The following is a 25,229-nucleotide window of genomic DNA, read 5'->3' as shown; positions in this document are numbered from 1 at the left end:
GCGGATAGCAAAGGCGCGCCGCGAGCAGGCATAATCGAAAGGCCGCGGAGCTTCGAAGCTCCGCATTCATTCGTTTGGCATGCAGGTGAGACATGGGGCTGATCATCGGCGCGGCAGTGATTCTGATTCTGCTGGGCGCCTTGTTGTATCTGGTCGACAAAGGAGCCAGAAGCCGTTGGCTCAGGCCTTATATCGGCCTGGTACTGATCGGCCTGTTGATCGCCGGCATGGGGCTGCTGCTGGGGCTGGTGTCGGAAGAAATCGAGGGGTACTTCCTGTTCGTCGCCAAGATCGTGATCGCGATTACAGGCGTCATGCTGTGCCTGCGCTTGATCGGGCTGGTCGCCAAACGTTACATCGCCAGGCAATGACCCGTCGCCTGGACGCGGCGAGACAGGACAGCGTGGACAATCATTTCAAGTTTCTGACCCTGCCCAAGACATCGGGCAGCGTCGCCAATGTCTTCATTCATGGTTATTCGGCCGGGCACGACCTGGACGACCGGCGCATGCTTGCCAACAGCATTCCGGCCAGCCTGCGACAGCGTGTGAACATCCTGGCGTTCTGGCCGTCGAGCCACTTCGCTCAGATGGACAACAAGTCCCGCAGCCTGCTGATGGCCGCCGCCCGTTTTCACCCGCTGGCCGGTGCCGCCGCGCTGGCGGGCGACCGGGCTTATCATTTCGCGCGCATCCGCAATCGCGCCGAAGCCATGGGCCGCGTGCTGCTGGATCAGCTCGATCAGTATCTGCACGAGCATCATCCGGACGTGAAACGGGTCAACCTGATCGGCCATTCGCTGGGCGGACGCTTGCTGATCAGCGCGCTCAAGGGGCTCGAGGGGCCGCTCGAACATGGGCTGCTGATCGAAGACGTCTTGCTCATGGCGGCGGCCGTGCGGGTCGAGGCCGATGAAGCTGCGATGCTCGGCCAGCGTATCACCGGGCGACTGATCAATGCCTGGTCCTCCGACGATCATGTGCTGCTCCTCAATCTTGGCGAACGAAGCCTGGGACGCGGACCGGTCGAGCACTTCGAAAACGTCTGCATGAAAGGATATCGGCACCATCATTACTGGAAACGGCTACAGGAGGTGCTGGTCGCCACCGGTTTCAGTGGCTGCGACGAGCCGGAGGCGGACAGTCCCGTCACCTTGGTAACCTCTTCGGACCCTGTGCTGCAGGACACCTACCTTCACGCTGTGCTGACGCGCTCGCCGCCGTATCTGCTGGATGCGGCGATCAAGCATTTGCGCAGCAGCCGCTGGACGCGTCTCAGAGACAGTGAAACCGACCTGACCTATGCCTTCGTGCGCGAATTCCAGCTGGTGGCCGGGCATTGTCTGGTCAACGCCGCGCGACGGCGGGGGATTGCCTATACCCGTGTGCTGGGCATGCTTGCCCGGCAGTACGACCTGGGCGATGAGCTGCATCACTGCGCGACTGTGGTGGAAGTGGAAGAGCTGTTGCTGAGCGCGTTCTTCCGCCATGCATTTCCGGCGGGTCACCCGCTGGTGGAAATGCCCCGGGCCAGCGTTCGGGCGATGCCCTGGGAGGTCTATGCCGCGCATATCGATGCGCTGGCGGAGCGCCTGACCGTGACGGCGATGTTCAAATCCGGCGAAGGCGACACGGAGGCAGGCGAATTGCTCGCCGAATCCACGTCGACCGCGATGGTGACGACCGGTCACACGCCCGGAACGCTGAAAAGTCTGCTGGGCGCCATCAGGCAAGCGCCCGTGCAGCATTTGTTGACCCGATTCGGCACGGCGCTGCGGCCAGGTTACTCGGCGTTGATTCCCACCGTAGCGGTGATTTTCTATGCGCGAGTCACCCTCGACGAAGACGGGCTGATGTAACGCGGGCTCAAGCGGCCCGCGCGTCCTCCAGCGCGGCTTCAGAGAGCTGTTGCTTGTGACGATTGGCGTAGTTTTCCGCGATGATCGAACACACGATCAACTGCATCGGGTGGTAGATCATGATCGGCAACAGAATCATGCCCAGGCCGGGATTGGCGCCGAAGATCAGTGCCGCCATCGGCGCACCGGCCGCGAGGGATTTCTTGGTGGCGCAGAACACCGCGGCCACCTTGTCGCCGTGGTCGAACTTGAGCAGGCGAGCGGTTCGGGTCGTCATGAACAGGATCACGGCCAGCAACACCGCCGTGCCGACGAACGCGGCAATCAGTACGCCGCTGCCCTGGTTCTGCCAGATGCCGGACAGCATCGAGTTGCAGAAGGCCGCGTAGACCAGCAGCAGGATGACCACCTTGTCGATGAGGTTGGTGTATTTCTTGTGACGCGCGAAAAACTTGCCCAGCAAAGGGCGCATCAACTGGCCGAGCACCAGCGGCAGCAGCAGGATGCCGCACAGCTTGAGGAGGGTCGAACCCAGGTCGATACCGCCGGCACCAGTGCCGACCACCAGGCTGACCAGCCATGGAGTGATGAAAATACCCAGCACGCTGGACAGGCTGGCATTGAGAATGGCCGCCGGGACGTTGCCGCCGGCACTGCCGGTCAATGCCACGGACGAGGAAATCGTCGAAGGCAGCGCGCACAGGTAGAAGAAGCCCAGCATCAACAGCGCTGGCGCATGGGAGCCCAGCAGCAGGTCGCAGATCAGCCAGATCACCGGGAACACTACAAAAGTGAAGGCCTGGATCATCAGGTGCAGACGCCAGTTCTTCAGACCCTTGACGACCTGTTCGCTGGACAGGTTCACCCCGTGCAGGAAGAACACCACGAACACGCCGACGTTGATCACCACTTCGGCGTGCATGCCGCCGCCGTCTGCGCCGAACGAGGGGAAAAAATAAGCCAGGACGGTCGCCAGGACCATTCCGCACAGGAACCAGTCGGTCACGACCCGCTTGAGATGTTTGAATGCTTGCATGAGTGGCCCGGAGATACTTTTGTCAGGATGAATGCCGGCAGGCTACCCTGTTGCTCCACAGCCGTCTTGCGACACAAGGCCATAACATGCCGAATAACGGACAGATTCTCGTACACGACCCCGCAGCGCAACGTCAGATTCCAACCCTTTCCGACTTGCCCCGACCGCTCTACGCCCGAGCCGAAAGCCTGCGCGCCGGATCCTGGACGCCGGTGCACCGGCATGAATGGGTGCAATTTTCCTACGCAATCAGCGGGGTGCTGGGTGTGCATACCGCAGAAGGCAGTTTCTTCGCGCCACCGCAGTGGGGCGTCTGGATTCCGGCCGGGCTGGAGCACGAAGTCGTGACATCGATGCGCGCCGAGATGCGCAGCCTGTACGTACGCACTCAGGATTCCACCTGGGCGCCGGATCGCTGTCGGGTGCTGGAAGTCACCCCTCTGGCGAGAGAACTCATCAAGAGTTTCTGCCTGTTGCCGGCGGCCTATCCAGAAACCGACAGCCGCGAAGCGCGGCTGGTCCAGGTCCTGCTGGATCAGCTCGCGCAGCTTCCTGAAGTCGGATTTTCCCTGCCGCTCCCACGGCATTCGAGGCTGCTCGCGCTGTGCAATGAATTGATCGGCGATCCCAGCCAGGCCGTCACCTTGCAGGACTGGGCCACTCGCATGGGGACGTCCGAGAAAACCCTGATGCGGATGTTTCAGCGCGAGACAGGTCTGAGTTTTCGCGGCTGGCGTCAGCGGGCGCGGCTGTTGTCCTCGCTCAGTGCGCTGGAGGAAGGTGACAGCGTGACCAACACCGCGCTGGCCTGCGGTTACGACTCGACCTCGGCATTTATCGCCGCTTTCAAGGGGTTGTTCGGCTACACGCCGGGGGATCTGTTCAAATGAAGTCGGCGCGGCACGAAAGGTGCTTCGATCCTGCTGAGTTCACGCTTCTTGACATATAAAGCTCAAACCTCGACCGGTCTTACCCCTACTCGCTGGCGGTGTATTGCCGTATAACGGCAGGAATCGCGAATCGGCACACCGTATCTGGTTACAAAGGACCCACAATAAAAGCTGATGAAAACTCCTAAACGCATTGAACCCCTGATCGAAGACGGTCTGGTCGACGAGGTGCTGCGCCCACTCATGAGTGGTAAAGAGGCAGCTGTTTATGTAGTGCGTTGCGGCAAAGAGCTGCGGTGCGCCAAGGTTTACAAGGAGGCGAACAAGCGCAGTTTCCGTCAGGCGGCCGAGTATCAGGAAGGTCGCAAAGTACGTAACAGCCGTCAGGCGCGGGCGATGGCCAAGGGTTCCAAGTTCGGCCGCAAGGAAACCGAAGACGCCTGGCAGAACGCCGAAGTGGCCGCGCTGTTCCGCCTCGCGAGCGCGGGCGTGCGGGTTCCCAAGCCTTACGATTTTCTCGACGGCGTGCTGCTCATGGAGCTGGTGGCGGATGAATACGGCGATGCCGCGCCTCGGCTGAACGATGTGGTGCTGGAGCCGGATCAGGCGCGCGAGTATCACGCCTTTCTGATCGAGCAGATCGTGCTGATGCTGTGCGCCGGTCTGGTGCATGGCGACCTGTCGGAGTTCAACGTTCTGCTCGGGCCGAGCGGGCCGGTCATCATCGACTTGCCGCAGGCCGTGGATGCGGCGGGCAACAACCATGCGTTCAGCATGCTGGAGCGGGACGTGGGCAACATGGCCGCCTATTTCGGGCGCTTCGCGCCGGAACTCAAGGCCACTCGCTACGCGAAGGAAATGTGGGCGTATTACCAGGCGGGCACCTTGTCGCCGAGCACAGTGCTGACCGGCCAGTTCAAGGACACCGACCAGCAGGCCGACGTGGGCGGGGTTCTGCGTGAAATCGAAGCCGCGCGTCTCGACGAAGCCCGCCGCCAGGCCGCCCGTTCGGCTGCCGACGCGCCCCCCGGCAAACCCGCCGAAGAACCGACACCGCCGTGGATGCAGTGAAGCCCCGACGCATGTGCGCTGCTGTGGGAGGGACCTTGGTCGCGACCGGCGTTACGCGGACTGACTGACCCACCGCGTTGCCTGCGGCTGTAGGAGCCAGCTTGCTGGCGATAGGGACGCTGCGGAAAATCAGATCCCCCGCGTTGTTTTCATCGCCAGCAAGCTGGCTCCTACAGATCCCACAGTACGTTACGCTTATCAGCAACACCCCCCGCCCGAGGCCAGGTCCTTGAGGATCGGGCAGTCGGGGCGGTCATCGCCGTGGCAATGGCTGACCAGTTCCTGCAGGGTGTTGCGCAGTCCGGCCAGTTCTTCGATCTTGCGATTCAATTCGACGATGTGCTCGCGGGCCAGCGCCTTGACGTCGGCGCTGGCGCGTTGCCGGTCCTGCCAGAGCGTCAGCAGCTTGCCCACTTCTTCCAGTGAAAACCCAAGATCCCTCGAGCGCTTGATGAAGGCCAGCGTGTGCAGATCCTGAGGACTGTACTGCCGATAGCCGCTCTCGCTGCGATGGGCGGCGGCAAGCAGGCCGATCGACTCGTAATAGCGGATCATCTTGGCGCTCAAGCCGCTGCTCTTCGCCGCCTGCCCGATGTTCATGACGCACTCTCCGTGTTTGAGGGTTTCCAGGTCTTGAGCAACAGCGCGTTGCTCACCACGCTGACGCTCGACAAGGCCATGGCCGCCCCCGCCAGTACCGGATTCAGGTAGCCAAAGGCGGCCAGCGGAATGCCGATCAGGTTGTAGATGAAGGCCCAGAACAGATTCTGACGGATCTTGGCGTAGGTCCTGCGGCTGATCTCCAGCGCCGCCGGTACCAGGCGCGGGTCGCCACGCATCAGGGTGATGCCGGCTGCCTGCATGGCGACGTCGGTGCCGCCGCCCATGGCGATGCCGACATCGGCCGCGGCCAGGGCCGGGGCATCGTTGATCCCGTCGCCGACCATCGCAACCGTTCGGGACCCTTTCAGGCGTGCAACGGCCGCGGCCTTGTCTGCCGGCAAGACTTCGGCTTCTACCTCGTCGATCCCCAGCTCGCGCGCCACCGCCCAGGCACTGCCCTGATTGTCGCCAGTGAGCAGCGAGCAGGCGATGCCCCGGTCTTTCAGGCTGCGCAGGGCCTGTCCGGCTTCCGGTTTCAGGGTATCGCCGAATGCGAACACACCGATCACGCCGGGCTCCGGTGCCAGTTCGATCAGCCAGGACAGCGTGCGGCCCTCGGTTTCCCAGGCCTGGGCGGACTCGGCCAGTTCGCCCATGGTCAGGCCGTGGTCCTCCAGCAATCTGCGATTACCCAACGCCAGACGTCGGCCCTGCACGGTGCCGGTCACCCCGCGTCCGCTGAGCACGCTGCTCTCGTCGGCAGTCTCCAGTGGCAGCTTCCATTCGCGGCAGACGTCAAGCACGGCGCCGGCGAGGGGGTGCTCGCTGCCGCGCTGTAGGGCGCCGGCCCGCTGCAATAGTTGTTCTTCGTTACCCCGAACCGCTGTCATGTGGGTAATGCGTGGCGTGCCGTTGGTGAGCGTGCCGGTCTTGTCGAACACCACCGCATTGACCGCATGGGCACGCTCCAGCGCTTCGGCATCCTTGATCAGAATGCCGAAACGCGCCGCGACACCGGTTCCGGCCATGATCGCAGCGGGGGTCGCCAGCCCGAGCGCGCACGGGCAGGCAATGACCAGCACGGCGACGGCATTGATGATCGCGGCTTCCCAGGACGCACCGGCCAGCAGCCAGCCGGCCAGCGTGACCATGGCGATGATCAGCACCACCGGCACGAACACCTGGCTGACCTTGTCCACCAGCTTCTGAATAGGCGCTTTGCCGGCTTGCGCGTCTTCTACCAGACGAATGATTCGAGCCAGCACGCTCTCGGCGCCCAGCGCAGTTGTCCGCACCAACAAACGACCCTCGCCGTTGATCGCGCCGCCCGTTACCTTGTCGCCGGCCTGCTTGAGCACCGGGAGGCTCTCGCCAGTGATCAGGGCTTCGTCCGCGTGGCTGCGGCCCTCTAGGACCAGACCATCCACCGGAAAGCGCTCGCCCGGCTTGATCAGCACCTGATCGTCGAGGCGCAGCTCACAGATGGCGACCTCCTGTTCCTGCCCATCAATGACCCGCACGGCCCGTTCGGGGCGCAAGGCTTCGAGCGCCCGGATGGCGCTGGCCGTCTGGCGTTTGGCCCGGCTTTCCAGATGTTTGCCCAGTAGCACCAGGGCAATGACCACGGCGGATGCTTCGAAGTACAGATGTGGGGCGTGGTCGGGAATGGCTGTCAGCCACAGATAGACACTCAGGCCATAGCCGGCGCTGGTGCCAATGGCTACCAGCAGATCCATATTGCCGGCGCCGGCCTTGATGGCCTTCCAGGAGGCGAGATAAAAGCGCGCGCCGAGCAGAAACTGAACGGGGGTCGCCAGCGCGAACTGAAGCCAGGCCGGCAGCATCCAGTGAATGCCCAAAGGGCTCACGAGCATGGGCAGGATCAAGGGTGCCGCGAGGACCAGCGCCGACCAGAGCGCCCAGCGTTCGCGGCGCAGATCGTCGAGTTTGCGTTCAGTATCGACCTGTTCGCTCTGGAGCAGCGTCGCGCCATAACCGGCCTTGCCCACGGCGGCGATCAGCGTGTCGGGGTCAGTCTGCGGTTCGGCCAGGACGTGGGCGCGCTCATTGGCCAGGTTTACGGTCACATTGCTGACGCCCGGCACTCGGGCAAGCGCACGCTCGACCCGCCCCGCGCAACTGGCGCACGTCATGCCGCTGATGGGCAGGTCGAACGCGATTGGCTCTCGCATCGATTCGCTCCTTGAAAGACTGGATGTCGACAAGGATCAACCTTGCCACATGGGCAAGGTCAAGGGCGAATCAATAGTTGAGGCTGGCTTTCTTGAGGTACATGCCGTTGAGATCGGTGGCGATGCGGTATTTGAGAATATCCCCGGCGCGCAGCTGGATCCGCGTGCTGCTCTGCGCTTCCATGCCCGGTTCGCAGCCGACGACATTGCCCGGCAGACGACGCAGGCGCACCGAGACTTCGCCGGGCGGAAGATTGAAGGACACCGAATCTTCCTGGAACAGTCGCCCTGCCAACTGGTCCTGAATATAAACGCCGATCTCGCAGGAGGTCGCCACTTCGAGGCGTTCGCGCGAGATGATCAGGATGCCGTAGTCCTGATCCGCCTGAACGCCGGGGGAGGCCGCGAATAGAGCGAGAATGCCGAATAGGCTGAAAGCTGACCAGCGCATCGCTGATACTCCTGTCGAATACGTCAATGACGAAGCTTGGCTTACTGTCACCCTGAGCGCCAGCCCGGCAGGCGCCGCGAAAACTTGACCTTGCCATGAGGGCAAGGTTGATGATGCCGATTACTATCCACGCAAGAGGAACACTCCATGCAGCAGTTTCGAGTACAAGGCATGACCTGTGGGCATTGCGTTCGTGCGGTCACCGATGCGATCCGCAACGACGACCCCGCAGCGGATGTGAATGTGGACCTGAGCGCTGCCCGTGTGCAGGTCGACAGCTCGTTGTCGGCGCAGAGAATCATCGAATTGATCGGTGAAGAAGGTTATCAAGCCAGCATTGCGTGAGCCTGTGCTCGCTGAAAAATCTTGAATTAAATATGTTCGAACGTCGTTCCCGGGCGGGTCCAGCGGGTAAACTTGCTCGCTGCCCTGCTTGCTGACGGATGTCTGATGAATCTGCGAACAATCCTTATCCTTGGCGCGCTCAGCGCCTTCGGCCCTCTGGCCATCGATTTCTATCTGCCGGGCTTTCCGGCAATGGCGACTTATTTCAGGACGGATGAAAAACACATCCAGCTGACCCTGGCGGCCTATTTTCTGGGCCTGTCTCTTGGCCAGCTCGCCTATGGCCCGGTGGCCGACCGCTTCGGACGGCGAATTCCGCTGCTGGTGGGCGTCAGTCTGTTTACCCTGGCTTCGCTGGCGTGCGCATTTGCCCCCAATCTCGAATGGCTGATCGGCGCCCGCTTCGTGCAAGCCCTGGGCGGATGTGCGGGCATGGTACTGGCGCGGGCCATCGTCAGCGACAAATGCAACGCAGTCGAGTCGGCCAAGGTTTTCTCCCAGCTGATGCTCGTGATGGGTCTGGCGCCGATCCTCGCGCCGATGCTGGGCGGTGCGCTGGTCAACACTGCTGGCTGGCAGGCGATCTTCCTGTGTCTGACGGTGTTCAGCGCGGCCTGTCTGTTCGCCGTGGCGCTGGGCCTGCCCGAAAGCATGCCAGCGGAGCATCCGCGTCAACCGCTCAGTGGCGCCTTGCGGCTGTATGCCGGTCTGTTCCAGGATCGCGTATTCATTGGCCATGCTCTGACAGGCGGGATTGCGATGGCCGGGATGTTTTCCTACATCGCGGGTTCGCCTTTCGTGTTCATCAAGCTCTACGGCGTGCCGGCTGAGCACTATGGCTGGCTGTTTGGCACCAACGCGGCGGGCTTCATTCTGGTAGCGCAAGTCAACGCGCGGCTGTTGCGCAAGTTCGGTCCGGCGTTCCTGCTGTCCCGCGCGGTCTGGGTTTACCTGGCTGCCGGCGTGACGGTGCTGGGCATTAGCCTGATGCGCACTGAACAGCTCTGGCCGTTGCTGGTACCGTTATTCGTCTGTCTGGCGAGTCTGGGATGCATCATCCCCAATGCGTCGGCCTGTGCCATGAACGGACAGGGCCGCAGGGCGGGCAGCGCCTCGGCCTTGATGGGCTTCTTGCAGTTCAGCGTGGCGGCAGGCGCGGCGAGTCTGGTCGGCGTGCTACATGACGGCACCGCAACGCCGATGACCATGGTCATCAGCCTGTGCGGCATTCTGGCGGTCAGCGCAATGGTCTACACCCGACGCCTGCAACGTGCGCGGGATCTTCAGGCAGGCGCCTGATACCGATGGCGGCACTGCACGGCTTGCAGTGCCGCCAGGGCCGGTCAGGCGTCGAAGCCTTCCAGAACGATCTTGCCCTTGGCCTTGCCGCTTTCCAGCAGCTCATGGGCGCGACGCAGGTTCTCGGCGTTGATGGTGCCGAAATGCTCGCCGAACGTGGTTTTCAGCGTGCCCGCATCGATCAGCTCGGCGACCCGGTTGAGCAGGTTGTGCTGCTCGATCATGTCAGCCGTCTCGAACATCGAGCGGGTGTACATGAACTCCCAGTGCAGCGACAGGCTCTTGCGCTTGAGCTTGGTCACATCCAGGGTCTTGGGATCGTCGATCAGCGCCAGTTGGCCTTGCGGCCTGAGCGCCTCCACTAATTGATCCAGATGCTGCTCGGTCTGAGTCAGGCTGGCGACGTGGGTGACGTCGTTCAGTCCGACGCGCTTGAGTTCTTCGCTCAGCGGCTTGCTGTGGTCCAGCACCTCATGCGCGCCCAGATCACGCACCCAGCGCTCGGTTTCCGGGCGGGACGCGGTGCCGATGACTTTCAGCGAGGTCAGCTGGCGAGCCAGCTGGGTCAGGATCGAGCCGACACCGCCTGCGGCGCCCACGATCAGCAGGCTGTCTTCATTTGCAGTCTGGCCCTGGGCGATGCGCAGACGCTCGAACAGCAGTTCCCAGGCGGTGATCGCGGTCAGCGGCAGCGCGGCTGCGTGGGCGAAGCTCAGCGACTTGGGCATATGGCCGACGATGCGCTCATCCACCACATGCAACTCGCTGTTGGCGCCGGGACGAATCAGCGAGCCTGCATAGAACACCTTGTCACCGGGCTGGAACAGCGTGACGTCGCTGCCCACCGCCTTGACCACGCCCGCCACGTCCCAGCCCAGCACTTTCGCCGCGCCGTCTTCAGGCTGGACGTTCTGCCGCACCTTGGTGTCGACCGGGTTGACCGAAATGGCTTTGACTTCGACCAGCAGGTCGCGGGGACCGGCAACAGGCTCGGGCAGTTCGATGTCCTTAAGCGAACGGGTATCGGTGATGGGCAACGATTGGTAGTAGGCAATGGCTTTCATCTGGCAATCCTTCGAGGGAAATGGATGGACAGATGATTATTCATTTCAATGTCAGATAAAACCCGCTAAAAGAGCACTCTCTTTCAATCTTATGTTGATAATCAGGGTGTCGCATCATGGTGCGCTTCGATGACCTCCAGCTGTTCGTGCGTGCGGCCGATCTGGGCAGCCTGTCTGCCGCGGCGCGGGTAATGGACCTGTCCGCCGCGGTTGCCAGCGCGGCGCTCAAGCGCATCGAGCAACAGCTCGGCGCTCGCCTGCTGGCGCGCTCGACCCGCAGCCTGCGCCTGACCGCCGAAGGAGAGGGTTTCCTCGAATATGCCCGCGCCGCGCTCGCCAGCCTGGAGGAAGGCCGCCGTCTGTTGGCAAGCAGCCAGGACCGCTGCGAAGGGATCCTGCAGCTGTCGGCACCCTCGGACCTGGGCCGCAATGTGCTGCTGCCCTGGCTGGATGAGTTTCAGCTTCGCCACCCCGGGCTCAGCGTTCGCCTGTTGCTGGGTGATCGGATCGCCGACCTGTTCCGCCAGCCGGTCGACGTGGCGTTGCGTTATGGCGAACCGGAGGATTCCAGTCTGGTCGCGTTGCCGGTCGCGCCGGCCAACCGCCGGGTGCTCTGCGCAGCGCCGGCTTACCTGGGGCGGCATGGCGAACCCATGCAGGTCGAACAGTTGGCGCAGCACAACTGCCTGTTGTACATGCTCGGCCATCGCGTTCACGACCACTGGACGTTCAGCGATGGTCGCCGCGAAGTCGGGCTGACCGTCAGTGGCAACCGTTTCAGCGATGACGCCGATGTCGTGCGGCGCTGGGCGGTGGCGGGCGAGGGCATCGCTTACAAGTCGGCGCTGGACGTGGCCGCGGACGTTCGCGCCGGACGCCTGAAAGTGCTGCTGCCCGAACTTCAGGGCGAACTCGCGCCCCTGAATCTGCTATGCGCCCATCGGGCTCAGCTGAGCAAGCCGGTGAACCTGCTGCTGGACATGCTCCGCCAGCGCTGCGAACAACATGCTTTAGTTGATCGCGTTTAATGTGTTTGATTATTTCTTTTCGCAGGGAATTCGCTTACGGATGTTTCGGAAAGTGCATGTAGCGGCCGTTGTTATTTGGCCAAATCATATGGCTGACTGTCAGGCTTATTGAAGCAGGTGAACAGAAAGTTCAAGCTGGCGTCCTTTCAGGCAAACTTCCACAGGCCGGGCAAACGCCCGCAGGAAGTGCTGTAAGGCCCGGACCAGAAGGCTTGGAGGCCGAGGTCCGGACAATGCAGGCGCCATGCCGTTGAATCCTGTCTGGCCGGTTGCAGATAGATGTCTTCTGCCGGAGCGTGCCAAAAGGCTATTACGGGATCAAGTGGCAGCGCGTAAGATTTGTACTTGGCGTTTTGGGTCGAATCCACAGCAACTTGCCGGAGCATGATGCGTCCATCCGGTGAGGCAAGGCGCCAGTTGTGTACCAACAGGGAGTGAACACATGGAATATGCACCTTGCATCAGCCAGATCGCGGCGTTGCTGGCGGATCCCAAGCGCAGCGCAATGCTATGGGCTCTGATGGACGGTACATCCCGCTCTGGTGATGAGTTGGCCCTGCTGGCGGGGCTTTCGACGTCCTCCGCGGGCGCGCATCTGGCACGGCTGGCCAGCGGCGGTCTGTTGAAGCAGGAGGCACGAGGCCGCAAGCGCTTCTTTCGTCTCGCGGCCCCGGAAGTGGGTGCGGCGGTGGAAGCCCTGGCGAGCGCCTCACTGGCAAGCGCCGACCAGATCAGCCGCAGCGTTGCCCAGCCCATGCCGCCGTTGCCGCTGCGTCGTGCGCGGGTCTGCGCGGATCATCTGGGCGGCGAGATGGCGGCCGAGTTGTACCAGCGCCTCCTGGGTGCCGGCTGGATCGAACAGCAGGAGCAGCGCATCGAAGTCACCAGCAAGGGCATGATCAAGTTCGCCGAGCGCGGTATCTATGTACCGGCTCTGGCGCAACGCAAGCGCGAAACAGTCTGTACTTGCCCCGAATGGAGTGAACGCAGCCCGCATCTGGGTGGCGCGCTGGGCGCGGGTCTGTTGCAGCTCTTCATCCAGATGGGCTGGCTGCGCGCGACTGAAGAATCCAACACCCTGCAGGTGTCGTCCAGCGGACAGCGGGAAATCAGCAAGATCGCGGCGGCGGCCTGATGAGTTGCGGCGTCTGCATCGCCAGCAAGCTGGCTCCCACGGAGGTTGTCGTAGGAGCCAGCTTGCTGGCGATGCGCAGGCAGCCGCAGGGTCGGTCAGCGCCCCGGATTCACGGCTTGACCAGTCGCGCATCCAGGCTGTTCTGAGCCAGACGTTGCGCCTGATCCTGGGTCATGCCCAGGTGGGTGTAGAGCGCATGGAAGTTTTCGGTGACGTAGCCGCCGAAGTAGGCCGGGTCATCCGAGTTCACCGTGACTTTCACACCCCGTTCAAGCATGTCGAGGATGTTGTGCTGCGACATGTGATCGAACACGCACAGCTTGGTATTCGACAGCGGGCAGACGGTCAGCGGGATCTGCTCGTCAATGATCCGCTGCATCAGGCGCTCGTCTTCGATGGCGCGCACGCCATGATCGATACGCTGGATTTTCAACAGATCCAGAGCTTCCCAGATGTATTCGGGCGGGCCTTCTTCACCGGCATGCGCCACGGTCAAAAAGCCTTCGCCGCGTGCACGGTCGAAAACACGCTTGAACTTGCTCGGCGGATGGCCCTTTTCGGAGCTGTCCAGACCGACCGCCACGAAAGCATCGCGAAACGGCAAGGCCTGGTCCAGCGTCTTCTGGGCTTCTTCTTCGCTCAGGTGACGCAGAAAGCTGAGGATCAGGCCGCTGGTGATGCCCAGCTTTGACTGTCCGTCTTTCAGCGCGGCGGCGATACCGGCCAGCACCACTTCGAACGGAACGCCCCGGTCGGTGTGCGTCTGCGGATCGAAGAACGGCTCGGTGTGAATGACGTTCTGTTCTTTGCAGCGTTGCAGGTACGCCCAGGTCAGGTCGTAGAAATCCTGCTCGGTGCGCAGTACGTCGGCGCCGCGGTAGTAGAGATCCAGAAACTCCTGGAGGTTGTTGAAGGCGTACGCCTTGCGCAGGGTTTCGACATCGGCCCAGGGCAGGGCCACACTGTTGCGCTCGGCCAGGGCGAAAAGCAGCTCGGGCTCCAATGAGCCTTCGAGATGCAGGTGCAATTCAGCCTTCGGCAGGGCGTTCAACCAGTCGTACATGTGTGCTTTTCTCATCAGGTGCAAAACGCCGGCATTGTACAGACGCGCGCCCGACCGCAGGGTAAAACCTGACCGGCGCTGTCAACCGGAGCAGCGAGTGCTGCGTTCGACGATGCACATCGGCGTGCCGGCCACCGGCTCGCGCAGGATCTGTACCTGCACATCGAACACCTTGCAGACCAGTTCGGCGTCCAGCACATCTCCCGGCGCACCGCTGGCCACCAGCCGCCCGGCGTGCATGACGGCCAGGTGATCGGCATAGCGGCAAGCCTGATTGATGTCATGCAACACAGTGACGACGGTCTTGCCCTCGGCGCTGAGCTGGCGCATCAGGTCCAGCAGCTCCACTTGATGACTGATATCGAGATAAGTCGTCGGTTCGTCCAGCAGAACGATGGACGCATCCTGAGCCAGGATCATCGCCAGCCAGGCCCGCTGCCGCTGGCCCCCGGACAGATCGGCGAGCGGGCGCTCGGCCAGAGTCTCCAGTTCCATGCGCTGCAAGGCCTGGTCGACATGCGTCCGGTCGGCGCCGCTGAGGCGACCCCAGAGGCTGTTGTGCGGACTACGGCCGTAGGCGACCAACTGGCGAACGCTGACTCCCTCGGGAATCGGCAAGACCTGAGGCAAGAACGCCACTTTGCACGCCAGCTCCCGCGCTGACAGGCCAGCGTAATCCCGGCCGTCCAGTGTCAGACTGCCTGCCTGGGGCGTGAGAATCCGCGCGAAAGCCTTGAGCAAGGTGGACTTGCCGCACCCGTTGGGGCCGATCAGGGCCGTGACCTCGCCAGCTGGCGGGCTGAAGGAAAGATCCTGCACGATGCGCGTTGCGCCGTAGCCGATGTGCAGGTGCTGCGCCTGAAGAATGCTCATGGGTCAACCTTTGAAACGTGCCAGCAGCCAGAGGAAATAAGGCGCGCCGATGACGGCGGTCAGAATGCCAGCGGGAATCTCGCTCGGGGCGATCAGCGTACGGCCCAGGGTATCGGCCAGCACCAGCAACAGGGCGCCGAGCAACATAGAGGCGGGCAGCAGGAACTGATGATGGCCGCCCACCAGACGCCGGGCCATGTGCGGGGCGACCAGTCCCACGAAACCCACCGGGCCAATGATGCCGACGCCAAGGCTGGTCAGCAGGACCGCACAGGACATCGCCAGCAGGCGTACGCGCCCGAGCGCGGTGCCCAGCGTCTGCGCGGCTTCGTCGCCCAGACCGATCAGATTCAGGGGTTTGGCGAGTAACAGTCCGGCGGGGATCAGAATCAGAAACGGCAAGGCGAGTAGCACGTGATGCCAGTTGCGACTCCACAGGCTGCCGGTCAGCGCCAGCAGCGCCGTGTTGATGTCCAGCGGGTTGGACAGGATCAGAAACTCGGTAATGCTCGACAGCGTAACGGCAATTGCCACGCCAGAGAGCGCAAAGCGGACGCCGGAAAACTGCACGCCCGCGTTGTAGATGGCCAGCAAGACCGCTCCCGCGGCGCCGCCGAGGCAGGCCACCAACGGCAGCCATGCGACCGGCAGTTGCGGCAAGCCAATGATAGCGATGGTCAGCGCCAGACCCGCTCCCTGGGTGACACCGAGAATTTCCGGCGAGGCCAGCGGATTGCGAATCACGCCCTGAACGATGGCGCCAGCCAGGCCGAAGGCCGCGCCGGTGATGACAGCGATCAGGGCCCTGGGCAAGCGATGATTCCAGACCTCGAAATCCTTGCTGTCATGCGCGATCAGGTGGTCGAGCACCGCGTCGGGCGTCAGCCACATCGTACCGGCGCTCAGGCTCAGTCCGATCGCCAGAGCCAACAGCGTCAGCAGCAGAACGAGTCTGGGTGCGGGTCGGTTCATAGCGCGCGCCTGGCCAGAAACAGAAAGAACGGCGCACCGATCAAGGCGGTCACCACGCCGGCGGGTGTCTCCACCGGAAACGCCACCGCGCGGCTCATCAAGTCCGAGGCGAGCACGATGGCCGCGCCCAGGCCGGCGCTGATCGGGATCAGCCAGCGGTAATCGTTGCCCAGCCACTGGCGGGCGATGTTCGGTGCGATCAGCCCGACGAAACCAATGGGGCCGACCGCGCAAACGCTGGCGCCGACCAGCAACAGGCTGACCACGAACACCAGCAGTCGCAGCGGGCCGATGCGTACGCCCAGCGAGCGCGCGGCGTCATCACCCAGGTTGATCAGATTCAGGCGCGGCGCGCAGGCGACGGCCAGCAGGACACCGATCAAGGTGCAAGGCCACAGTAAGCGCAGTTGATCCGCGCCCACGTTCGCCAGCGAGCCGGCCAGCCAGTTGAGGACGCTTTGCGCCTGAGCTTCGACCAGAATGACGGTCAGCCGGGTCAAGGCCGCGCACAACGCCGCCACAGCGACACCCGCCAGCACGAGGCGGCCCTGAGCCGCGCCGGGCGACCACGCGCCGCCGAGACTGAACACCGTCAGCCATGCCAGCGCGCCACCCAGACAAGTCATCAGCAAGGCGCCGCCGGGCATCGGCAGCGTGACCAGCCCGGTGGAAAACAAGGCCAGACCCAGCGCGGCGCCGGCCGTGACGCCGAACAGCGAAGGGGAGGCAAGGCGGTTGCGGGTAATGCCTTGCATCAAGGCGCCGGCGACGCCCAGGCAGGCACCGACCAGCGCCGCGCAGAGCGCCCGCGGTACCCGCAGTTGCGCGACCACATAAGCGATATTGCTGCCGCCTGCGCCCTGAGCCACCAAGCCGCGCCACGCGTCGGCGCGCGTGATGTCGAACGGCGACAGCGCGAACAGCGAGACCCAGAACAGCCCCATGCAGACCACGGCGATCAGCGTCGCCAACCCCCAGCGGCGCATTTACGGATTCAGCACGGCCTTGCCGCCTTTGAGGATGGCAAGCGCGTCGTCGGCGATCTGTTCCGAGGCCATGATCCCCCGGTTGCGCGCCCAGCTGTCGCCATCGACCTCCGCAACATGCTGGCTGCGCACGGCACCCAGTACTTGCCAGAGCGGCTGCTTGCTCCAGCCATCGACGATGCTCGGGCGACGATAATGGCCAACCAGCAGCCAGGCCGGATCCAGCGCAAGCAACTGTTCCAGGCTGACGAACTCGGTCGGCGCGGCGTTCTTGCGCACTTCCGGCACCTGCAAGCCGATGGCTTTGAGCACGCTGCCCGCGTAGGAGTGTGGACCGTGCACGGAGAAACTGTCTTCGCGCGCCACGCCGAACAACACCTTGGCGCCCGACGGGATCTGCGCTGCGATCTCTTTGAGGTGCTCTCTGTTGCTGGCGATCCGCGCCTGCATCTGTGGCGCTTTGCCCAGCGCGGTCCCGATCAGTTCGGCGGATTTGAGGCTGCCCTCGTAATCTTCGCCGCGCGAAGGCAGCATCAGCGTCGGTGCCAGGCTCGACAGATCGTTGTACAGCGCTTGATGACGACCCAGGTCGGCAATGATCAGGTCAGGTTCCAACCGGGCGATCACTTCGATATTGGGTTGAGAGCGCAGGCCCACCGACTGCCATTCGCCGATGGCCTTGCGTGCCTTGGGCAGGACCCGATTCGCATCCCCGTCGTCCGCAGCCCCGACCGGCGTTACGCCGACCGAAGCCAGACTGTCGAGAAACGAGAACTCCAGGACCACAACACGCTTGGGCGTATCGGGAAGATGCACCTTGTGCTGGCCATCCTCGATGTCGATGGGCGCTGCCTGAAGCGCGCCCACCGTCAGGGCCAGAATGGCCCCGGTCAGCAGTTGCAGGATTCGCGGTTGGCGCATGACGAAGGTCTCCTGAAGCCATTCAAAGCGAAGAACATCGCGCCAGACAGGCCGCGATTGAAAACGGCGGGCACTATTTCACATCAGGGCGGCAGGATCAAAAGTCATTTGCGGCTGCGGGCGGTTCTCATCCCGCCGTTTCGTTGAAACCTTTTGTCACAGGCTCGACTCTCAACGACTTATTGACCACTAGCTGGAAAGCGGCGGCGCGTCCGTCCATCGCACGGCACGGGAGTGACATGGGCTCTTTGTTAAAGCAAGAAACGTTTCTGATTCTGGCGATCATCGCGACCGCCGTCGCTTATTCGCTGGAGCACACGCTGCTGGGCAACGGCCAGATGGTCGCGCTGGTGGCGGGATTGGTGCTGGTCGGTTTCATCATCTGCGCGTCCATGCGGGTGGCGCATCACGCCGAAGTGCTGGCCGAGAAGGTCGGTGACCCCTATGGCACCATGATCCTGACACTGTCCGCCGTGCTGGTCGAAGTCGTAATCCTCGCGATCATGATGAGCAATGAGCCCTCACCGACTCTGGTGCGCGACACTATCTATTCAGCGGTGATGCTCGATATCAACGGGATTCTCGGGCTCGCGGCCCTGATGGGCGGGCTCAAGCACGGCGAGCAGGCGTACAACGATGATTCGGCGCGCACCTATAGTGTGATGATCCTGACCGCGATGGGCGTGTCGATGGTCGTCCCGGAATTCATTCCCAGCGAGAAATGGAAGCTGTATTCGGCCTTCACCATAGGCGCGATGATCGTGCTCTACACGCTGTTCCTGCGCATGCAGGTCGGACCGCACAGCTACTTCTTCAGCTACAGCTATCCGGAAAAGAAAAAACGCCAGGAGCCCGCCGAAGCCCACAGCAAACCGGTCAACCTGACGCTGTCCATCGGTATCCTGGTGCTGGGCGTGGTAGTGATCGGCGCTCTGGCCGAGGTCATGTCCAAGACCATCGACCTGGGTCTGGAAGGTTCCGGCGCGCCACCGGTCCTCACGGCGATCCTGGTCGCGGCCATCTCCGCGGCGCCCGAAATCCTCACGGCCTTGCGCGCCGCGCTCGCCAACCGCATGCAGTCGGTGGTCAACATCGCGCTCGGTGCCTCGCTGTCCACCGTGATCCTGACCGTTCCGGCCATGGAAGCCATGGCGCTTTACAGCGGACAGCCGTTCCAGATGGCGATGACCCCGGTGCAGACCGTCATGATCGTGATCACCCTGCTGGTCAGCGCGATCAACCTCAACGACGGGCAGACCAATGCCATCGAGGGCATGACTCACTTCGTGCTGTTCGCGACCTTCATCATGTTGTCGTGTCTGGGGTTGTGAACGCTACCCGCGTCTTCACCACACCAGCCGCTCACCCTTGTAATTGATGAAGTGGAGTCCGCCCTCGCCCGCGTAGGCGTTGAGCTGTTCGACCAGTCCGGTCGTGCTGGTAAGAACGTCGATGTGCGCGTTTTCGCCGCCCATGTCGGTTTTGACCCAGCCCGGGTGCAGTGAGAGCACGGTCGGGCGGGGTTCTCCGAGTTGGGTGAAGAAGGTGTTGGTCATGGAGTTCAGTGCGGCCTTGCTGGCCTTGTACAGCGCCAGCTCCGCGCCTTCGGGGCAGGCGATGCTGCCCAGTACCGAACTCATGAAGGCCAGCACGCCGGTTCCCGGCCGAATCTGGCCGATCAGGCGTTCGGCCAGCCGGACCGGCGCGACCGCGTTGGTGAGAAACAGCTGACCCAGCTCCGCGGCGGTCGCCTGGGCAGCGCTCTGGTGCCTGGGACCCAGTGCGCCGGCATTGACGAACAGCACGTCGAATACTTCACCCTTGAGCTTCTGCATCAGCACTTCCAGCGAGGCGATCTCATCAATATCCAGCGTTTCGATGTGGACGTTGGGAAGCGCCTTGAGCGCATCAGCCTTGTGCGGGTCGCGTACCGTGGCGGTTACCTTCCAGCCCTGCTCGGTGAGGCGTTGCACGAGCCCGAGTCCCAGGCCCCGGGAAGCACCGATGATCAGCGCGGTTTTGCTAGTGGTCATGGAAGGATTCCTCGGCAGTGAATGAAGGGTCGGCGACACGAGACCCGAATGGCGGAACGCCTGTTATATAGCGTTGGGCATTAGTATGACGGGTTTCGTTCAGGGCAAGTCGGAGGCTGAGCAGATGTTGCCTGCAACGATGATCGGTGTCGACTGGTTAAAAAATAACCAGTGGGCAGTGAGGGCGCAACCGTCGAGGGTTGCCGCGGCTTTGCACCCTTTATCCACAGGTTGCTCCACAGTTACGGTGCGCAACCGGCGCGGCCAGGCATAAAGCTCCGTTTGCCGGGTAGAAAGGGATATAAGCGCAGCCAAGCTGCTGATTTTCGGGCCGAATAACGGATTGCCCATCCAATTGCGCAAAAAATGATCGAACCTTTGTATCGCAAGCCGGGTAAGGCCTGCAGCGCGATATGCTCAGCTTATCCACAATCGGGTGCACAGCAGGTGTGAGCAAATACGGCGGGTGTCGGATGATCAGGAAGGCGGGTCGGCTTCGAGAATGATTCTGCCTCGACTCAGGTCGGCCAGTTGACGCTGCAGCAGCTCGGCGGACGCAGGCGCGATGGCAAGTGTCATCTGTACGCCGTTGGCGGTGAACGTCTCGTTGTCGACGACGCCATCGATTTCCGCGATTCGAAGTTTTACCAGGGCCAGTTCGCTGAACGTGCATTCAAGCCTGAATCCTTGCCGATTGACCAGCGGCAGGCGCGCGGCTTGTTGCAGGCACTTGTTGGCGCCGCCGCCATACGCACGGGCAAGCCCTCCGGTACCCAGCTGAATGCCGCCATACCAGCGGATGACCAGCACCACGACCTGATCGAATTCCTGAGCTTCGATGGCGGCGAGAATTGGCCGGCCGGCGGTACCGCCCGGTTCGCCGTCGTCATTGCTGCGGTACTGAGCGCCGATTTTCCACGCCCAGCAGTTGTGCGTTGCCTCCGCGACACTGTTCTGCTCGATGAAAGCCTGTGCATCGGCAGGGCTGGCAACAGGCGCCGCGAGGGTTACGAAACGGCTTTTGCGAATTTCCTCGCGAAATTCACAGGGGGCGGCGAGGGTAAATGCCATGGGAGGTCCTGGTATCGACGAAAGAAGGATTCTACAAGGCCCGCGGCGTCAGGCCTCGCTTTTTGACGCGGACGGGTCATCGAGTGGTCGCAAGGCTGTGCAGGAAACTTTCCAGCACCAGATGAGGACGGCGGCCGCGGCGCGTGACTGTGACCAGGCTAAGGTCATAAAAACGTGTGGCGGGTTTCAAGGCCCTCAAGCGTCCCTGCTGCACCCAGGCGGCGGCATAGTGATCCGGCAGGTAGCCAATATAGCGGCCGGTGAGGATCAGAAAAGCCATCCCCTCACGATCCGAAGCACTGGCCGTGCAAGACAGCGCGCGATAGTGATCCTGGATCTCCGCAGGCAATCGGAAGGTGGGAGCGATGGCATCCTGGGACGCAAGGCGCTCATCGGCCAGTTGTGCGTCATCCACGTAAAACAGAGGATGTCCCACGGCGCAGTACAACAACGAGCGCTCACTATATAAAGATGCATAGTCCAGCCCAGGCAACGCACTGGTCTGAGGCACCACGCCGACATGCAGGCGTCCATCGAGCACGCCTTGCTCGACCTCGTTCGGCGCGATCATGCGAATGTTGATCTGCACGTTCGGGCCGCGGTCTTTCAGTTGCGCCAGGGCATGGGTAATGCGCATGTGCGGCATGGTCACCAGATTGTCGGTGAGGCCTATGTTCAGCTCGCCACGCAGATGCCGGTGAAGGCCATTGACCTCGGTACGAAAACTCTCCAGTGCACTGAGCAGTTGCAGTGACGACTGATACACCTCTCGCCCCTCCGCCGTAACCGAAAACCCCGCGCGGCCTCGCTGGCACAAGCGCAGTCCGAGCCGCTGTTCCAGATCGCTCATATGCTGACTGATGGCCGAACGGCCTATGCCGAGCACGCCTTCGGCAGCGGAAAAACCGCCGGCTTCAACCACACTTTTGAAAATGCGCAGCAAGCGAATGTCAAAGTCGCTCACTTGCGCGAGCGGGTCGGGGCGGCAACTGCTCATTGTTTAACGGTGCCTTGACTGAAGATCGTAAAAATCGGGTTTTTCAGACTTTAGGCCCGTGGCACCTTCCCTGCAATCCCATCAACGCTGACCCGTCCGTGAGGTTGCTGCAATGAACATGTTCGAGCCTTCCGAAACATCTGTAGCCACGCCTTTGAAACTCGATGCTCACTGGATGCCCTACACGGCGAACCGAAATTTCCAGCGAGACCCGCGAATGATCGTGGCGGCGCAGGGCAGCTACCTGACGGACGATCAAGGGCGGCAGATCTACGATGGGCTATCAGGATTGTGGACATGCGGGGCGGGACACACGCGCAAGGAGATTCAGGAGGCGGTGAGCCGGCAGCTGGGGACTCTCGATTACTCGCCGGGGTTCCAGTTCGGTCATCCGCTGTCCTTTCAACTGGCGGAAAAGATCACGGAGCTGACACCGGGTAACCTGAACCACGTCTTCTATACCAACTCAGGATCGGAATGTGCCGATACGGCGGTGAAGATGGTCCGCGCCTACTGGCGGCTCAAGGGGCAGGCGACCAAGACCAAGCTGATCGGCCGTGCCCGTGGCTATCATGGCGTGAACGTCGCCGGTACCAGCCTTGGCGGCGTCAACGGTAACCGCAAGCTGTTCGGACAGCTGATGGACGTCGACCATCTGCCGCATACATTGCTCGGGGATAACGCGTTTTCCCGGGGCGAGCCCGAGAAGGGCGGGGTGGCGCTGGCAGACGAGATGCTCAAGCTGATCGAACTGCACGATGCTTCGAACATCGCTGCGGTGATTGTCGAACCTATGGCCGGCTCCGCGGGCGTCATCGTTCCGCCGAAGGGCTACCTCAAGAGACTCCGCGAGATCTGTGACCAGCACAACATCCTGCTGATCTTCGACGAGGTCATCACAGGTTTCGGCCGTACCGGTTCGATGTTCGGTGCCGACAGCTTCGGCGTCACGCCGGACCTGATGTGCATCGCCAAGCAGATTACCAATGGTGCCATTCCGATGGGGGCCGTGATCGCCAGCAGTGAGATCTACCAGACATTCATGAACCAGCCGACGCCGGAGTACGCTGTCGAGTTTCCCCATGGCTACACCTACTCCGCGCATCCCGTGGCCTGCGCGGCGGGCCTTGCCGCTCTCGAATTGCTGCAGCGCGAGAACCTGGTACAGCAAGCGGCGCAGACTGCTCCGCACTTCGAGAAGAGCCTGCATGGCACGAGGAGCGCGCGACATATCGTCGACATCCGCAACTACGGGCTGGCGGGCGCTATCCAGCTCGCCCCAAGGGATGGAGACATGATCGTGCGTCCTTTTGAAACCGCGATGAAACTCTGGAAGGCGGGTTTCTATGTACGCTTCGGCGGCGACACCTTGCAGTTCGGTCCGACATTCAACAGCCAGACGCAGGATCTGGACCGGATGTTCGATGCGGTGGGCGAAGCACTGAACCAGGTCGACTGACTCATTCCATTCCTACAAGAAACGCCAATACATTCCGGAGTCTTTGCATGAGCAGCATCCCTCATTTGATCTATGGTGAACGGGTTACCGAAAGCGATCGTACTGCCGACGTATTCAATCCTTCCATCGGGCAGGTGGTTCGTCAGGTCTCGCTCGCCAGCCGCGAAACGGTGCAGAAAGCCATCGACTCGGCCCGCTCGGCCTTTCCGGCCTGGCGCAATACGCCGGCGGCGAAGCGAGCCCAGGTCATGTTTCGCTTCAAGCAACTGCTGGAACAGAACGAAGCGCGAATCGCGCAATTGATCAGCGAAGAGCATGGCAAGACGCTTGAGGATGCGGCGGGCGAACTCAAGCGGGGTATCGAGAACGTGGAATTCGCTTGTGCAGCGCCGGAGCTGCTCAAGGGGGAATATAGCCGTAACGTAGGGCCGAACATCGATGCCTGGTCGGACTTCCAGCCGCTGGGCATCGTGGCTGGCATCACGCCATTCAACTTTCCGGCAATGGTCCCGCTCTGGATGTATCCGCTGGCCATCGTTTGCGGTAACTGCTTCATCCTCAAGCCGTCGGAGCGCGATCCGAGTTCGACTTTGCTGATCGCAGAGCTACTGCACGAGGCTGGCTTGCCCAAGGGAGTGCTTAATGTGGTGCACGGCGACAAGGTCGCGGTGGATGCCCTGATCGAAGCGCCGGAGGTCAAGGCTTTGAGTTTCGTCGGTTCCACGCCGATCGCCGAGTACATCTATAAGGAAGCAACCGCGCGGGGCAAGCGTGTACAGGCGCTCGGTGGCGCCAAGAACCATGCGGTGCTGATGCCTGACGCCGATCTCGACAATGCTGTCAGCGCTCTGATGGGCGCGGCTTACGGTTCCTGTGGCGAGCGCTGCATGGCGATTTCAGTGGCCGTATGCGTCGGCGATCAGGTCGCTGACGCACTGGTATCCAGACTGGTGCCGCAAATCCGGGAGCTGAAGATCGGGGCCGGTACTGTTTGCGGGCTGGATATGGGGCCGCTGGTGACAGGTCAACATCGCGATAAGGTCAGCGGCTATATAGAAGACGGCGTGCAGGCGGGCGCAGAGCTGGTCGTCGACGGGCGCGGCCTGGAAGTCAGTGGTCACGAACAAGGGTTCTTCCTGGGCGGCTGTCTGTTCGACCGTGTCACGCCGGAGATGCGTATCTATAAGGAAGAGATCTTCGGGCCGGTGTTGTGCATCGTCCGGGTCGGCAGCCTTGAGCAGGCCATGCAGCTGATCAACGATCATGAGTATGGCAACGGCACCTGCATCTTTACCCGCGATGGCGAAGCGGCACGGCTGTTCTGCGACGAGATAGAAGTCGGAATGGTCGGAGTCAACGTCCCGCTGCCGGTTCCGGTTGCTTACCACAGCTTCGGTGGCTGGAAGCGATCGCTGTTCGGCGACCTGCATGCCTATGGCCCTGACGGAGTACGGTTCTACACCCGCCGCAAGGCCATCACCCAGCGCTGGCCACAGCGTGCCAGCCATGAGGCTTCGCAGTTCGCGTTTCCGAGTCTGTAGGGGGGGGCAGAGAGGCGCTGAAAGCTTTATGACAGTTTTTTGAAATTAAGTGTTGACGTGCCTCTCAATGTCTCTATAATTCGCCCCACTTCCGGCGCAGACGGAAACGAAAAAGCCTTCTGATTCAATGAGTTACAAGGTTTTGAAGTGAAGTCAGCGAAGAAGCAGCGTCGATCCGGTTGATCGACAGCGGTGAGAAAAAAGAGTTTGACACGCGGTTGTAACGCTGTAGAATTCGCCTCCCGCTGACGAGCAACGCAACAGGTTGATCGAAGCGCAAGTGGTTGAAGTTGTTCGGTAAAATGAAAAACTTCTGAAAATAACCGCTTGACAGATACAGA

Annotated in this window: 25 protein-coding genes; 11 read left to right on the top strand and 14 right to left on the bottom strand. The window is 62.1% G+C overall.

Annotated elements, in window-relative coordinates:
* Positions 1–92: 92 nt before the first annotated feature.
* Both TRP66_RS13455 and TRP66_RS13450 read left to right on the top strand, forming a co-directional pair.
* Complete coding sequence (locus TRP66_RS13455; RefSeq protein WP_333403024.1) at positions 93–371, top strand: hypothetical protein; 279 nt, start codon at positions 93–95, stop codon at positions 369–371.
* Between the two features lie 32 nt (positions 372–403).
* Entirely contained in the window at positions 404–1,858 is a 1,455-nt protein-coding gene (locus TRP66_RS13450; protein WP_333403823.1) for a DUF726 domain-containing protein, read from the top strand.
* 7 nt (positions 1,859–1,865) lie between these two features.
* Here the strand turns inward: TRP66_RS13450 and TRP66_RS13445 are convergent, their stop codons facing one another.
* Positions 1,866–2,894 carry a bile acid:sodium symporter family protein gene (locus TRP66_RS13445; protein ID WP_333403022.1) on the bottom strand — a complete coding sequence of 343 codons (1,029 nt, stop codon included), beginning with the start codon at positions 2,892–2,894 and terminating at the stop codon, positions 1,866–1,868.
* An 86-nt stretch (positions 2,895–2,980) separates the two neighbouring features.
* Here TRP66_RS13445 and TRP66_RS13440 point away from each other — a divergent pair, with 86 nt between their 5' ends.
* Together TRP66_RS13440 and TRP66_RS13435 are read left to right on the top strand one after the other, a co-directional pair.
* Positions 2,981–3,784, top strand: a complete 804-nt coding sequence (locus TRP66_RS13440; protein WP_333403020.1) for an AraC family transcriptional regulator — start codon at positions 2,981–2,983, stop codon at positions 3,782–3,784.
* 174 nt (positions 3,785–3,958) lie between these two features.
* Positions 3,959–4,855 carry a PA4780 family RIO1-like protein kinase gene (locus tag TRP66_RS13435; protein WP_333403017.1) on the top strand — a complete coding sequence of 299 codons (897 nt, stop codon included), beginning with the start codon at positions 3,959–3,961 and terminating at the stop codon, positions 4,853–4,855.
* Positions 4,856–5,053: 198 nt separating this feature from the next.
* Here TRP66_RS13435 and cueR read toward each other — a convergent pair whose 3' ends face one another.
* The 3 genes from cueR to TRP66_RS13420 all read right to left on the bottom strand — a co-directional run bounded on the left by cueR (position 5,054) and on the right by TRP66_RS13420 (position 8,101).
* The gene (gene cueR, locus TRP66_RS13430; protein WP_333403015.1) at positions 5,054–5,455 is read right to left on the bottom strand and encodes a Cu(I)-responsive transcriptional regulator; all 402 of its coding nucleotides are present in this window, start codon (positions 5,453–5,455) and stop codon (positions 5,054–5,056) included.
* Complete coding sequence (locus tag TRP66_RS13425) at positions 5,452–7,650, bottom strand: heavy metal translocating P-type ATPase (RefSeq protein WP_333403013.1); 2,199 nt, start codon at positions 7,648–7,650, stop codon at positions 5,452–5,454. Before TRP66_RS13425 ends, cueR begins: the two co-directional genes overlap by 4 nt.
* A 70-nt stretch (positions 7,651–7,720) precedes the next feature.
* Positions 7,721–8,101 carry a hypothetical protein gene (locus tag TRP66_RS13420; protein ID WP_333403011.1) on the bottom strand — a complete coding sequence of 127 codons (381 nt, stop codon included), beginning with the start codon at positions 8,099–8,101 and terminating at the stop codon, positions 7,721–7,723.
* 147 nt (positions 8,102–8,248) lie between these two features.
* Here TRP66_RS13420 and TRP66_RS13415 point away from each other — a divergent pair, with 147 nt between their 5' ends.
* Positions 8,249–8,446: a heavy-metal-associated domain-containing protein gene (locus TRP66_RS13415; RefSeq protein WP_333403009.1), complete on the top strand. Its 198-nt coding sequence runs from the start codon at positions 8,249–8,251 to the stop codon at positions 8,444–8,446.
* A gap of 105 nt (positions 8,447–8,551) precedes the next feature.
* The gene (locus tag TRP66_RS13410; protein ID WP_333403008.1) at positions 8,552–9,745 is read left to right on the top strand and encodes a multidrug effflux MFS transporter; all 1,194 of its coding nucleotides are present in this window, start codon (positions 8,552–8,554) and stop codon (positions 9,743–9,745) included.
* Between the two features lie 44 nt (positions 9,746–9,789).
* Here the strand turns inward: TRP66_RS13410 and TRP66_RS13405 are convergent, their stop codons facing one another.
* The gene (locus tag TRP66_RS13405) at positions 9,790–10,809 is read right to left on the bottom strand and encodes a zinc-binding alcohol dehydrogenase family protein (RefSeq protein WP_333403006.1); all 1,020 of its coding nucleotides are present in this window, start codon (positions 10,807–10,809) and stop codon (positions 9,790–9,792) included.
* 116 nt (positions 10,810–10,925) lie between these two features.
* On the opposite strand from TRP66_RS13405, the gene TRP66_RS13400 reads away from it, so the two are divergent.
* Together TRP66_RS13400 and TRP66_RS13395 are read left to right on the top strand one after the other, a co-directional pair.
* Positions 10,926–11,837 carry a LysR family transcriptional regulator gene (locus TRP66_RS13400; protein ID WP_333403004.1) on the top strand — a complete coding sequence of 304 codons (912 nt, stop codon included), beginning with the start codon at positions 10,926–10,928 and terminating at the stop codon, positions 11,835–11,837.
* Between the two features lie 442 nt (positions 11,838–12,279).
* Positions 12,280–12,972 carry an ArsR/SmtB family transcription factor gene (locus TRP66_RS13395; protein ID WP_333403002.1) on the top strand — a complete coding sequence of 231 codons (693 nt, stop codon included), beginning with the start codon at positions 12,280–12,282 and terminating at the stop codon, positions 12,970–12,972.
* Positions 12,973–13,081: 109 nt separating this feature from the next.
* On the opposite strand, the gene TRP66_RS13390 is transcribed toward TRP66_RS13395, so the two are convergent.
* From TRP66_RS13390 to TRP66_RS13370, 5 genes are all read right to left on the bottom strand, one after another.
* A complete protein-coding gene (locus tag TRP66_RS13390; protein ID WP_333402999.1) occupies positions 13,082–14,035 on the bottom strand; it encodes an adenosine deaminase in 954 nt (317 codons plus the stop codon).
* Between the two features lie 81 nt (positions 14,036–14,116).
* Positions 14,117–14,908: a Fe(3+) dicitrate ABC transporter ATP-binding protein FecE gene (gene fecE, locus TRP66_RS13385; protein WP_333402997.1), complete on the bottom strand. Its 792-nt coding sequence runs from the start codon at positions 14,906–14,908 to the stop codon at positions 14,117–14,119.
* Positions 14,909–14,911: 3 nt separating this feature from the next.
* Positions 14,912–15,880: an iron chelate uptake ABC transporter family permease subunit gene (locus TRP66_RS13380; RefSeq protein WP_333402995.1), complete on the bottom strand. Its 969-nt coding sequence runs from the start codon at positions 15,878–15,880 to the stop codon at positions 14,912–14,914.
* Complete coding sequence (gene fecC, locus TRP66_RS13375) at positions 15,877–16,866, bottom strand: iron-dicitrate ABC transporter permease FecC (RefSeq protein WP_333402993.1); 990 nt, start codon at positions 16,864–16,866, stop codon at positions 15,877–15,879. Before fecC ends, TRP66_RS13380 begins: the two co-directional genes overlap by 4 nt.
* Complete coding sequence (locus tag TRP66_RS13370; RefSeq protein ID WP_333402991.1) at positions 16,867–17,787, bottom strand: Fe(3+) dicitrate ABC transporter substrate-binding protein; 921 nt, start codon at positions 17,785–17,787, stop codon at positions 16,867–16,869. It abuts the gene before it with no gap.
* Positions 17,788–18,026: 239 nt separating this feature from the next.
* Here TRP66_RS13370 and TRP66_RS13365 point away from each other — a divergent pair, with 239 nt between their 5' ends.
* The gene (locus TRP66_RS13365) at positions 18,027–19,118 is read left to right on the top strand and encodes a calcium:proton antiporter (RefSeq protein WP_333402990.1); all 1,092 of its coding nucleotides are present in this window, start codon (positions 18,027–18,029) and stop codon (positions 19,116–19,118) included.
* A gap of 15 nt (positions 19,119–19,133) precedes the next feature.
* Here the strand turns inward: TRP66_RS13365 and TRP66_RS13360 are convergent, their stop codons facing one another.
* From TRP66_RS13360 to TRP66_RS13350, 3 genes are all read right to left on the bottom strand, one after another.
* A complete protein-coding gene (locus tag TRP66_RS13360) occupies positions 19,134–19,820 on the bottom strand; it encodes an SDR family oxidoreductase (protein ID WP_333402988.1) in 687 nt (228 codons plus the stop codon).
* A gap of 477 nt (positions 19,821–20,297) precedes the next feature.
* The gene (locus tag TRP66_RS13355) at positions 20,298–20,891 is read right to left on the bottom strand and encodes an IMPACT family protein (protein WP_333402986.1); all 594 of its coding nucleotides are present in this window, start codon (positions 20,889–20,891) and stop codon (positions 20,298–20,300) included.
* Positions 20,892–20,967: 76 nt separating this feature from the next.
* Positions 20,968–21,888, bottom strand: a complete 921-nt coding sequence (locus tag TRP66_RS13350) for a LysR family transcriptional regulator (RefSeq protein ID WP_333402984.1) — start codon at positions 21,886–21,888, stop codon at positions 20,968–20,970.
* 112 nt (positions 21,889–22,000) lie between these two features.
* On the opposite strand from TRP66_RS13350, the gene TRP66_RS13345 reads away from it, so the two are divergent.
* Together TRP66_RS13345 and TRP66_RS13340 are read left to right on the top strand one after the other, a co-directional pair.
* On the top strand, positions 22,001–23,347 hold the full coding sequence (locus TRP66_RS13345; RefSeq protein WP_333402983.1) for an aspartate aminotransferase family protein: 1,347 nt from the start codon (positions 22,001–22,003) through the stop codon (positions 23,345–23,347).
* A gap of 47 nt (positions 23,348–23,394) precedes the next feature.
* Positions 23,395–24,888, top strand: a complete 1,494-nt coding sequence (locus TRP66_RS13340; protein WP_333402982.1) for a CoA-acylating methylmalonate-semialdehyde dehydrogenase — start codon at positions 23,395–23,397, stop codon at positions 24,886–24,888.
* A 124-nt stretch (positions 24,889–25,012) separates the two neighbouring features.
* Here the strand turns inward: TRP66_RS13340 and TRP66_RS13335 are convergent.
* A partial coding sequence (locus TRP66_RS13335) for a hypothetical protein (RefSeq protein ID WP_333402981.1) occupies positions 25,013–25,229 on the bottom strand: 217 nt, incomplete at its 5' end.

Source organism: Pseudomonas sp. JDS28PS106 (genome assembly GCF_036706555.1).
Lineage (GTDB): Bacteria > Pseudomonadota > Gammaproteobacteria > Pseudomonadales > Pseudomonadaceae > Aquipseudomonas.
This window is presented reverse-complemented; position numbering and strand designations above follow the sequence as displayed.